10 protein-coding genes are annotated in these 10,799 nt (G+C 45.7%); 5 read left to right on the top strand and 5 right to left on the bottom strand.

Annotation, left to right across the window (positions count from 1 at the left end; translation table 11 throughout):
- The first annotated feature begins 263 nt into the window (after positions 1 to 263).
- Positions 264 to 1,145 carry a glycine--tRNA ligase subunit alpha gene (gene glyQ / locus K4A83_RS20215; protein WP_265266503.1) on the top strand — a complete coding sequence of 294 codons (882 nt, stop codon included), beginning with the start codon at positions 264 to 266 and terminating at the stop codon, positions 1,143 to 1,145.
- A 117-nt stretch (positions 1,146 to 1,262) separates the two neighbouring features.
- Here glyQ and K4A83_RS20210 read toward each other — a convergent pair whose 3' ends face one another.
- From K4A83_RS20210 to K4A83_RS20190, 5 genes are all read right to left on the bottom strand, one after another.
- The gene (locus K4A83_RS20210; RefSeq protein ID WP_265266502.1) at positions 1,263 to 1,871 is read right to left on the bottom strand and encodes a TIGR04282 family arsenosugar biosynthesis glycosyltransferase; all 609 of its coding nucleotides are present in this window, start codon (positions 1,869 to 1,871) and stop codon (positions 1,263 to 1,265) included.
- Entirely contained in the window at positions 1,868 to 3,367 is a 1,500-nt protein-coding gene (locus tag K4A83_RS20205; RefSeq protein WP_265266501.1) for a sensor histidine kinase, read from the bottom strand. Before K4A83_RS20205 ends, K4A83_RS20210 begins: the two co-directional genes overlap by 4 nt.
- 48 nt (positions 3,368 to 3,415) lie before the next feature.
- On the bottom strand, positions 3,416 to 3,952 hold the full coding sequence (locus K4A83_RS20200) for a Rab family GTPase (protein WP_265266500.1): 537 nt from the start codon (positions 3,950 to 3,952) through the stop codon (positions 3,416 to 3,418).
- A 2-nt stretch (positions 3,953 to 3,954) separates the two neighbouring features.
- Entirely contained in the window at positions 3,955 to 6,342 is a 2,388-nt protein-coding gene (locus K4A83_RS20195) for an OmpA family protein (protein WP_265266499.1), read from the bottom strand.
- Positions 6,343 to 6,436: 94 nt separating this feature from the next.
- On the bottom strand, positions 6,437 to 7,084 hold the full coding sequence (locus tag K4A83_RS20190) for a hypothetical protein (RefSeq protein ID WP_265266498.1): 648 nt from the start codon (positions 7,082 to 7,084) through the stop codon (positions 6,437 to 6,439).
- A 294-nt stretch (positions 7,085 to 7,378) separates the two neighbouring features.
- On the opposite strand from K4A83_RS20190, the gene K4A83_RS20185 reads away from it, so the two are divergent.
- The 4 genes from K4A83_RS20185 (at position 7,379) to K4A83_RS20170 (ending at position 10,671) form a co-directional block, all read left to right on the top strand.
- Positions 7,379 to 7,984 (top strand): thylakoid membrane photosystem I accumulation factor, encoded by a 606-nt coding sequence (locus K4A83_RS20185; RefSeq protein WP_265266497.1) that lies wholly within the window; start codon positions 7,379 to 7,381, stop codon positions 7,982 to 7,984.
- Between the two features lie 261 nt (positions 7,985 to 8,245).
- On the top strand, positions 8,246 to 8,731 hold the full coding sequence (locus K4A83_RS20180; RefSeq protein ID WP_265266496.1) for a GNAT family N-acetyltransferase: 486 nt from the start codon (positions 8,246 to 8,248) through the stop codon (positions 8,729 to 8,731).
- Between the two features lie 176 nt (positions 8,732 to 8,907).
- A complete protein-coding gene (locus K4A83_RS20175) occupies positions 8,908 to 9,759 on the top strand; it encodes a Uma2 family endonuclease (RefSeq protein ID WP_265266494.1) in 852 nt (283 codons plus the stop codon).
- 96 nt (positions 9,760 to 9,855) lie between these two features.
- The gene (locus tag K4A83_RS20170) at positions 9,856 to 10,671 is read left to right on the top strand and encodes a Uma2 family endonuclease (protein ID WP_265266493.1); all 816 of its coding nucleotides are present in this window, start codon (positions 9,856 to 9,858) and stop codon (positions 10,669 to 10,671) included.
- The last annotated feature ends 128 nt before the right edge of the window (positions 10,672 to 10,799 follow it).

Raw genomic sequence — 10,799 nt, 5'->3', positions numbered from 1 at the left:
CTTTCAAACTATTGATTTTTCGAGGTTCAGCGCACTCGGTGTGGTGTGTTGCCTTCCGTTGCGCGCATTTACCAATATATCCACTTCTCCCTAGGTTGTCAACCCTTTTTTCTAAACTTTTTTTCTCAGCCTTCACTTCATGGGCTGCAATCCCCTCCGCATAAGCTTTTTAGCTGACAAAGTTTTTTTGAATTGGGGGTGGAATGGGGGAGGAATGCCTGAAGTTGAGATAATGGGGGGGAAACATATGGGTAGGAAAAGTGGTGTCTATTAGTTTTCAAGCGGTTGTTGCGAAGTTAAATGAGTTTTGGAGCGATCGCGGTTGTTTGATTGCTCAACCCTATGATACGGAGAAGGGGGCGGGGACGATGAGTCATCATACTTTCTTGCGGGCGATTGGGCCGGAGCCTTGGTCGGTGGCTTATATTGAACCCTGTCGTCGTCCGACGGATGGACGTTATGGGGAAAATCCCAATCGGTATCAACACTATTATCAGTATCAGGTTTTGATTAAGCCGTCTCCGAATAATATTCAGGAGGTTTATCTGGATTCTTTGAGGGTGCTGGGGATTCACCCGGAGGATCACGATGTGCGGTTTGTGGAGGACAATTGGGAGTCCCCGACGCTGGGCGCTTGGGGGGTGGGTTGGGAAGTATGGCTGGATGGTATGGAAATAACCCAGTTCACTTATTTCCAGCAATGTGGGGGGATTGATTGCCGTCCGGTGTCCATTGAGATTACCTATGGGTTGGAGCGGTTGGCGATGTATTTACAGGATGTGGATGCGATCGCCAAAATTCAATGGAATGATCAGTTAACCTATGGCGATATCTACATCCAAGGGGAGATTGAGCAGTGTACTTATAATTTTGAGGCTTCGGATCCCGATTTACTGTTCAATCTCTTTATGTTGTATGAGCAGGAAGCCAAGCAGTTGATTGAGCGGGGGTTAGTGTTCCCAGGACATGATTATGTCCTGAAATGCTCTCATACGTTTAATTTATTGGATGCGCGAGGGGTGATTTCGGTGACGGAACGCACACGCTATATTGGTCGGATTCGCAATTTAGCGAGAGAGGTGGCGCAGTTATATCTACAGCAACGGGAAAATCTGGGTTATCCGTTGTTGGAGAAGGTGTCTTGAGGGATGGAGGGAAGAGCATAGTAATGAATTACCCCGCCGTACAGACGGACGGGGTTTCAGTAACCTCAGCATCGTCTGTATGATTAGAGCTTAATCGCTTCTTCTGCCCAAGTTGCCTCATCTCTGAGGGGGGATTGGTTGTTCCCAGAGGGGGAGGTCTTGGGGTTCATCAATGTCGGGCAGTTGGGGGAGGGTAGCGATCGCATATCCTAAACCTTGGGCAGTCTCCCAAGTTTGAGCAAAAACCCGGTCTGTCCCCCAAGCAACCCCCTCAAACAGTTCAGGAATCAGACGATTTAAGCCAATCAGATAATACCCCCCATCTTGTGCCGGACCGATGACTAGATCATGATCATGCAGTGCCGTGAACCCTTGATTTAGGATCAGGGGAGTAACACCCGGACAATCAATGCCAATGAGCAAAATACGCGCTTGTCCCTCCTGAAAAGCTTGCCGAAAAGCCTCCGCCATCCGTTGCCCCAAGTCGCCCTGACACTGGGGTTTATACCTTAAATCTGCGCCTAACCATTCTCTCATCAGGGTAGTATTGCCCCCCGTAAAATAAACTTGTAGGGCTAGATCAGATAAACAGCGCGCTTGTTTGAGGGTGTGTTCCGTCATTTGCCGTTGAACAGTAGCCGCCCCTTTTGCGCCTAAAACAGGAATCAAACGAGTTTTTGTCTTTCCTGGTTCTGGATAGCGAGTAAAAATAATTAAGCCGTTCATGATTTTGGTATCCCATTCAGGGGCAAGTCTACCTGAAACGTAGTCCCAACTCCTAACTCACTACGACAGACAATTTTCCCCCTATATAAATCAACGGCTTTTTTTACAATAGAGAGTCCTAATCCTGTGCCTGAAATATCGCCCACATTAGGGGCACGGTGGAAACATTCAAAGAGATGTTCTTGATCGGCGGGTGGAATCCCAATACCTTGATCTTGAATCGTGAGATGTAGCCAATTGTTCTCAATCCTGACCTCAAAATCTACCTGTCCCCCTTGGGGTGAATATTTAACTGCATTAGTTAGTAAATTTGTCAAGATATGACGCAACAATTTTTCATCTAACTGGAAAATCTTCCCATCCAAACTAGGGGACAAATTTAGGGCAATTTTATAGTCTGAGCCAGCTAATAATTGAATATCTTCTACAATATACTGCAAAAAATCCGTCAGTTTTAGGGGACTGGGTTTAAACTCCAATTTCCCCACTTCTGCACGACCAATAATTAAGATATCATCAAGGAGACTGGTCATGGTAGTGGTACATTGTCGAATACGCTGTAAATGACTATCCTTGCGGTCTTCTGACCATTCATCAGCAAAGTTTTCTAAGATATCAACGGACATGAGAATGCTAGACAGGGGATTGCGGAACTCATGGGAGGTCATTGAAATAAAGCGAGACTTTAAATCATTGAGTTCTTTCTCTTTTTCTAAGGCTTTATTCATCTCAATCTCAGCATTTTTGCGTGCTGTAATATCCCGACCAATATACACAAAAGCGGGAGAGCCTTGGATTCTAGTTTGAATCACAGAGCAAGAAAACTCCACAATTAACTCTCCTCCGTTTTTCCTATGACAAAGCACTTCTACGCCGGCCAAAAACTGCTGAGAGCTTAACTTTTGTTGACTAGCCTCTAGCAAGAACTGTTCATCTTCAATAATTAAAGCAATCGGCTGACCAATTAGTTCATCTTCGCTATAACCGAACAATTGCTGTGCTGCCTGATTAATCGTTTTTATTTTCCCTGATCCTGTGGTAACAAATAAAGCATCTCCCATAGAAGAAATAATTTTCTTATTATAATCTTCCGACGCTTTCAACGCACTGAGTAATAACTCCGCTTCATTCGCTCTTTGCAACAGCGATTGTTTTAAGACCATAATTTCTGTGACATCTTCCATCAATAGAATGGCATTATTCCCAATGCGTTCAAAATTAAAATCAATATAGAGGGGAGTTCCAGCTTGGGAGGAGCGCGTAATTCCTTCTAGGTAGGAATTTTGAGTATTTCCGGCAATAATTTGTTGAACAATAGTTTCACTTCCGACTAATTCTGGGAAACTTAAGCGAGCATCCTGACCAATGGCTACATCTTGGGGAAATTCGGCAAAGCGTTCCACACGGGGGGATTTGTCGAGAATGACTAAATTGGGATCTAGGATTAGGTATTCAATATGACCGGGGACATAAAGTTTTTCTAAGAGAGAGTTCATGATTTTGTTGCTTCCTACAATTCACTGAACCTGTTTTTTCACAAAAGTTTACCTGTTATCCTGTCGCCAAATTTTGAAAGCTAAGGTTTCAAAAATATGATCGACGTTTTGCCCAGTTTTAGCAGAAGTGTTATAAATTCCCAACACTTGATGTTCGGAAAAAGACATATTTTTGCGAATTTGCTCGATATCTTCAGGATCCACTAAATCAACTTTATTTAAAGCAACAGCAATCATACCATTGCTGTTAATGGCGACAAACTGTTTCACATGATCTTGAAGGTGTTCAATGGTTTCTTGTCGAGTTGAGTCGGCTACGACTAAAATCCCACTGGCTCCCTGTAGATACGAGGAGGCAATGGCTTTAAATTTAGTTTGACCTTCAATATCCCAAATAAGTAACTTAATTTCTTGGGATAAATCTACTTCTAGATGTTGCAAGTTTACAATTTTACGAGAAATTTTAACGCCAACGGTGGAGAGATATTGATCACTAAATTGACGTTCTACAAAACGACGGATTAGGCTGGTTTTCCCGACCCCAAAATCACCAATCATACACACTTTTTTAGAAATAATCGCCATAATCACTCGTTAGTTTCTATTAATCCGATCAACTCAAAGCGAACGCATCGACTTTTCCAAAAGGGGTCAGTGGCTGCAACATCAGGAGGAGAGCCGATGTCTCCTTTCGTTTCCAAGCGTTCTGCCTGAATGCCTTGTGCAATTAAGGCATCTTTGACCACTTCTGCCCGTCTTGGGGCTAATGTTCTATTATATTGCTCATCTCCACTGGCATCGGTATGGCCGATTAAACGGATTTTGATGTAGGGGTAGCGTTGGAGGAAATCCACGAGGGGGATTAATTTATTGTCGCGGTCGTTTTGGGAAATGTTGGTGGCATTGGGGTCAAAGTAAATGCGTTCTTTGACGGGGAGAAGGCGATCGCTTAAACGGAAAATTACTTGAGTGACACCCGGAATCTGAATAAATGCTTCGGTGACAATGTTTTCTGCGGAAGCTTGGCGAATACTTCCCTCGACGGAAACTTTATTATCTATGGGGTCATAAACGGCAATGATATAGACTCCCCCGATACGATTGAGGACGCTGGTATGTCGTCGCACTTCGGCTTCAATATGGGTGGGATCGGGAGGCACTTGAACGGCCAAGATTTGATTATCGATTTGTAAATCCGGGACTATTGACCCAGCGACAACGGCGGCTTTTTCCTGAAGATAGCTGTTGGGCAGTTTCCCGGTTAAAATTAGTTGATTTTTTTCAATGGTGGCATCGAGTCGGTAAAGCGCTAATTCTGGAGTAGTGGATAAGGCGTTGAGGACGGTGGTAATTTGTTGCTGGATTTTGTGCTGACGAGCGCGATAGAGACTCAGGGGGACACTAATGAGGAGGAGCAAGAGCAAGAATATAATCAGCACTCCTCGGGGTTTAGAGGAGGTGGGTTTTTCCGGTTCTAATTCTAGGGGACTGTTGAGGATGGCTTTGAGCAGATCATAAACAGCCCGGGGGATACTATCTGGGTTGCCGTTGAATTCTTCAATCAGGTTTCCGTAGCCATAGTTGAGAATAATGGCGCTGAGAGTCTGTTGTAGTTTGGTATGGAAGGCGGGAGGGGGATCGCCTTGGGTAACGGCGGCAATATAGCAATATCCGGCGACTTCGAGGATGATTTTAAAGTTCTCGTAGTCAATTTCCGTGAGTTCTGAGGTGTTTTCGGGGTGGACGGTGCATTCACTGGCAAAACTGCGGATGGCGGTGAGCATTCCGGCCAGCATATCGGCTTCTAGGGTGGTATCGTTGCCTTCTTGTTGGACTTCGGCGATGACTAGGCCGGAGGTTTTATGGATAAGAAAAACAGCTTGGACGGTGAAGGGGAGGGATTCGCTCAGAATCAGTTCTGCGTCGGAGACTCCCTGCATTTTGGCGCGGATTTTGCGGTAGATGCCTTGAAGGCTAAAGGCACTTTCGACCCGTTGGTTGATTTGGCTGACAACTTCTTCCATGTATTTGGAAACGGTGTTCCCAATGACGGGATAGAGTGCGTCTACCATGGCGTCTTTTTCCAGACGGATTTGCTCTTTGATGGCGCGTCCCATGGCCGGTGCGATCGCCTGAATAATTTCATCTGGTGCATCGCCCAGTTGTTTGGAAAAGGCCCCCGGAATGGCTGAAGCCAAGGCTTTACTCATGGCTTGGGTGTCTTGGTGGCTTTTAGCCCCAATGACTAAATCAATAATCGGAAATAGGGCTTGTACGACTTCTTGGGGGGCTTGATTGACTTGACTGGCGAACAGTTGCAGAAAACCCGGTGAAAGCAGACGATTGAGGGTATTAGGGCTATGGAGTTCTTGTTCTAGTTGGGCGACTTTGGCCTCTAACTCATTGGCTGGATAGTTATTATCCCCTAGCAATAGGTCTAAGAAGAGGGCGCGCAGTTGTTCGACGGCCTCCTCAGAGAGGGGTTGCCCTTCCGGTGAGGGAGCAGATTCTAGAGGGGTTTTGGGGGCAGCAGAAACAGACGTAGAATCTTCGGTGTTTCCTCTGCCCTCAGAGAGGGGTTGGCCTTCCGGTGAGGGAGCAGATTCTAGAGGGGTTTTGGGGGCAGGGGAAACAGATGTAGAATCCTCGGTGTTTCCTCTGCCATTGGTTTTGGGTTGATCCGGGGGGGGCAGAGGGGAAATAATTTTTCGGGTTTTGGTCTTTTGTTTCGAGGAGGAGAGAGAATTTTTCGGGGGCGGGGGGGCTTTAGTGCGGTTTTTTTGGGGAGGTTTAGGGGTTGGGGGGGGAGAGACAGGGGCGGGTTTTTCCATCAGATCAAGGTCATCTAAAAGACTGAATAAGCCCTCAAGGGATTCTGGGGTTTGAGGGCTGTCAACAGTGGGGTTAGATGGGCTTTCGCTGTCTTGATGTGATGAAGATACAGGATTTTCCTGGGGCAAGGGCATAACCGCCATCCAAATGACTTGGGAATTAATGGCTTGGGATGGAAGAGTGAAAAAGACAAGATTGAGTTAGAAATTTGGGCGACTTTGCCCAAATTTCCCAAGACTAGGCAACACCAGAAGGGGATGCGGTTTCAGGTCGTTCTTCTGAATCGTCTTCGTTTTCAGGTAAGAGAAACTCGGCTTGAAGTCGGTTTTCCATGGCTTCCTGTAGGTCTGGGACAAATTCAGTGCCTTTTACCTTAATACACAGTTCAAAGAGGATTTCAGCCAAGTCAGCCCGAGAAACTTTGTTTTCGACTAAATTGGAGAATCCTTTTTCGAGTTCCTCAAAAATTCTAGCTTTGAGGACTTGGGTTTCCGATTGCAGTTGCTCACGGGTTTGGGTGATATCGTCTTTGAGGGTGGAGGTTTTCGCAGCGAAGTTTTTGTTGATAGCCTCAATAGTGTTGTAGGTTTTTTGGTTAGTTTGGTCGATTTTTTGCCATAGTTTGGTGGTTTCGTCGTGGGTAGTCAGGCTGAGATACTTGAGCTTTTTCTCAAGAGCGTCCGCCATTGCTTTCATTTCGGAGGAGAGAGTATCTTGTATGAGATCCAGGCGATCGCGCACTTCCTTCTGGAGGGATGACAAGTCGGTTTCTAACCGTTGAAAGCGTTGTTCATACCCCCGCAGTTCTGACCCTAGCAGAATGTCGCGGATTTGCTCGACGTTTCCAAGTCGATCGCGCATTTCTCGTTTGTTGAGTTCAGCCATTTCTACTCCTCTACTGTGTTTAACCGATGTAAATTGAGCGGGATCTGCCCTAAATGATATTAAGTTATCCTACTTTATGCTGCTTCTCTAAGCGTTTTCTTAAATCATAAAGGGGATTGACCCCTCAGCTTTCGGATCTGCTGCTCTATCGTTGCTCACGGAATGCCCTCCTGCGTTGATCCCCTTCCTCTTTGATCTCTCGTAACGAACCCCATCGCCATTTTAATGGGTTTTCTGTGCCAATATCGTTATAGGATAGGGGATTGGGAAAGTAAGGATTAGGATAAGGACGATATGAGGGTTTTGCAAGTACAAAAGTTCTTTAATAAACAGAGATTATCAAATATTTGGCAAACCATTGGTCAAAAAAGTTTATTAAGTTTACTGATTGGTGCGATCGCCCTGTTTTGTTGGGTAGCACCCGCTTGGGCTAATTTAGATGATGACCGCTATGATGGCAATATGTTTGTCATCTACGCAGGCAATGGCTCTTTAGTCCCCCCTTCCACCAGCCTAGCGGACTCTCTCAAACAACAGCGACCTGCCATTGTTGTGTTTTATGTGGATGACAGTCGAGACTGTAAACAGTATGCTATTATAGTCTCCCGTATGCAAGAATACTACGGCCGTGCCGCTTCTATCATCCCCATCAGTGTAGATGCCCTTCCGGTTAAAGATCGTTATGAACCCAATGAGCCGGGGTACTATTATCAGGGAGGAGTCCCGCAAACAGTAATTTTTGACCAAGAGGGCAAAGTTCGGTTAAATGAGGTGGGAATTATTGCCTACGAAAAGGCGGATGATGTATTAAGAGAAATATTTAACCTGCTGCCTCGTTCGGAGTCGGTGGAGTTGAAACGACGCACCCTCAATGAGTTTAATACGGAATTATCCCAGTAATCAATGGAAACTTACCTTGGCTTTCCCTTAGAGGTTAGACAAGAGTTTGATTTCCGGGAGGGAGAAGATAGCAAAATGGGATAGTTTCAAAGTCTTCTCCCTTTCGTGTTGGGGGCTAACAATTACCGTTTGCATTTGGGTAAATGTCAGGAAATATAGACAAAGTTAACAAAAAATTTATTGTATTTTTTCAAGAATTAGGTAGAATTCTACAGGGTGAAGTTCTGCCCAACTGTCCGATAAAATCTAGGAACACCTACAATGGATTGTAGACATATCCAGTTTCGGGATTGCAAGTTTTCGGTTGACCTAAATCAGCTTCAGCATTTATTTAAAATTACAGCCTTTTGGGCGAAATCCCGCAATCTAGAAGACTTATCGACGGCTGTTATGAACAGTGATCCAGTGATTACAGTCTGGGATAAAGAGCAGTTAATTGGTTTTGCTAGAGCCACATCAGATGGGGTTTATCGTGGGACTATTTGGGATGTGGTGATTCATCCCGATTACCAAGGGTTAGGATTAGGTCGTAAATTAGTTGAAACCCTCATTGCGCATCCGAAGATGAATCGCGTTGAACGGATTTATTTAATGACAACCTATCAACAGGAATTTTATCGACGGATTGGATTTGAAACGAATGAGAGTACAACGATGGTACTTCATAGTTCAGATCATGGGGTGTTAATCACTCCTCAATCTCTAGTAGATCAATCGATTCCAGAATCTCTAGAAAGTTTGGTGTGAAATGGATTGACATACTCTCTATCTAACGAGGCTTAGAGAATCAGTAATCAATGAAATGTGGGAATCCTTAATGAGGACGGACATTCATGCTGAACTGGTCAGCCTTGACCTGTCCCACTACGGCTGAAAAAAATGCTATAATGCCCCCCATAAACTGCGATGAGAACCCATTTACCATGACCATCGCCAAATCATCCCCCCTCGGCATTACCAGCCTTCCTGACCATACCCAACTCCCCGACTCCGACGGTACTTTTGTGAAAAACTTTCAGGAGCATCCCCAAAGTATCTTATTAACTGATTCCATTCAACCAACACTAGATAATCTACACCCAGACCAGCAATATGCAATCGGTCAAGATTGTGGTATCTATTGGCGGCTGACAGAACCCCCAGAACGGGGCGCGGAATGTCCCGACTGGTTTTATGTTCCCAACGTTCCCCCCACCCTAGACGGACAGGTGAGACGTTCCTATGTATTATGGCAGGAATATATCCCCCCTTTAATTGCGATCGAATTTGTGTCCGGGGAGGGTTCAGAAGAACGAGACAGAACACCTTTATCTCAAATTTCTGGAGAACGTCAAAAACCGGGCAAATTTTGGGTATATGAACAAATTATCCGTCCGGCTTTCTATGCTATCTACGAGGTACAACAAGCCAGTGTAGAAGTCTATCACCTAGTGGAAAATCACTACGAGTTAGTGGCGGCGAATGAACGGGGTCACTATCCCATTGAGCCAATGGGTGTAGAATTAGGGATTTGGCAAGGACAGTATGGCAACCTAGAATTGCCTTGGCTGCGTTGGTGGGATAGTCAGGGTAATTTGCTTTTAACCGGGGATGAACGGGCTAGAATTCAACATCAGCGAGCGGAAAATGAACATCAGCGAGCGGAAAATGAACGCCAACGAGCAGAAACTGAACGCCAACGAGCCGAACAAGCTGAGTTAGAGTTACAGCAAGAACGCCAACGGGCGGAAAGACTAGCTGAGTTATTACGCGCCCAGGGAATTAACCCGGAGTAACTGTGAATAACTGTGGCCCAGAGGCGATCGCACCCTCTCAAATCCCACCTAAATGCTATAATATCCCCCATCAACTGCGATGAGAACCCATTTACCATGACCATCGCCCAATCCTCCCCCCTAGGCATTACCAGCCTTCCCGACCATACCCAACTCCCCGACTCCGACGGTACTTTTGTGAAAAACTTTCAGGAGCATCCCCAAAGTATCCTCCTCACCGATTCGATTAAACCTACCCTAGAACAACTTCATCCTGATGGGCAGTATACTATCGGTCAGGATTGCGGCATTTACTGGCGACTCACAGACCCTCCCGAAAAAGGGGCAGAATCTCCAGATTGGTTCTATGTTCCTAATGTTCCCCCGAGTCTGGATGGACAATTTAGGCGTTCTTATGTGTTGTGGCAAGAGTTTATCCCCCCTTTAATTGCCCTTGAATTTGTTTCAGGAGATGGGTCAGAAGAGCGAGACAGAACGCCTTTATCTCAGATCGGTCAAGACCGTCAAAAACCGGGTAAATTCTGGGTGTATGAACAGATTATCCGCCCCGCCTTTTATGGGATCTACGAAGTGCAGAGAGCCAGTGTAGAGGTCTATCACCTAATCGAAAATCATTATGAGTTAGTCCAGGCCAATGAACGGGGGCATTATCCCATAGAACCGATGGGGGTAGAGGTGGGGATATGGCAAGGACGCTATGGCAATGTAGAGTTGCCTTGGTTGCGGTGGTGGGACAGGGAGGGGAATTTGTTGTTGACGGGGGAGGAACGGGCAGCAGTTGAACGCCAACGAGCCGAAACTGAACGCCAACGAGCCGAACAAGCTGAGTTAGAGTTACAACAAGAACGCCAACGAGCCGAACGACTGGCGGAATTATTGCGTTCCCAAGGCATTAATCCAGAGGAATTGTGAGTTACCGATCATGTTTTCTTGAAAGCCCCGATACTTGAGGACGGGGATGAAAAGAAAAACAGTATGTAACCCGCGAAGCGTCAACACTTAATGAGCCTTGCCAGTTTTATTAAGTGTGTTATAATGGG

Source organism: Spirulina subsalsa FACHB-351 (assembly GCF_026130165.1).
In the GTDB taxonomy this organism is placed as follows: domain Bacteria; phylum Cyanobacteriota; class Cyanobacteriia; order Cyanobacteriales; family Spirulinaceae; genus Spirulina_A; species Spirulina_A subsalsa_A.
The sequence above is the reverse complement of the archived record's forward strand: the minus strand, read 5'-3'. Positions and strand labels throughout refer to the sequence as shown.

Bases quoted from the DNA above. Each gene is read 5' to 3' on its own strand.
- K4A83_RS20210 (WP_265266502.1), bottom strand. From the start codon at position 1,871: ATGAACGGCTTAATTATTTTTACTCGCTATCCAGAACCAGGAAAGACA.
- K4A83_RS20205 (WP_265266501.1), bottom strand. From the start codon at position 3,367: ATGAACTCTCTCTTAGAAAAACTTTATGTCCCCGGTCATATTGAATAC.
- K4A83_RS20200 (WP_265266500.1), bottom strand. From the start codon at position 3,952: ATGGCGATTATTTCTAAAAAAGTGTGTATGATTGGTGATTTTGGGGTC.
- K4A83_RS20195 (WP_265266499.1), bottom strand. From the start codon at position 6,342: ATGGCGGTTATGCCCTTGCCCCAGGAAAATCCTGTATCTTCATCACAT.
- K4A83_RS20190 (WP_265266498.1), bottom strand. From the start codon at position 7,084: ATGGCTGAACTCAACAAACGAGAAATGCGCGATCGACTTGGAAACGTC.
- K4A83_RS20185 (WP_265266497.1), top strand. From the start codon at position 7,379: ATGAGGGTTTTGCAAGTACAAAAGTTCTTTAATAAACAGAGATTATCA.
- K4A83_RS20180 (WP_265266496.1), top strand. From the start codon at position 8,246: ATGGATTGTAGACATATCCAGTTTCGGGATTGCAAGTTTTCGGTTGAC.
- K4A83_RS20175 (WP_265266494.1), top strand. From the start codon at position 8,908: ATGACCATCGCCAAATCATCCCCCCTCGGCATTACCAGCCTTCCTGAC.
- K4A83_RS20170 (WP_265266493.1), top strand. From the start codon at position 9,856: ATGACCATCGCCCAATCCTCCCCCCTAGGCATTACCAGCCTTCCCGAC.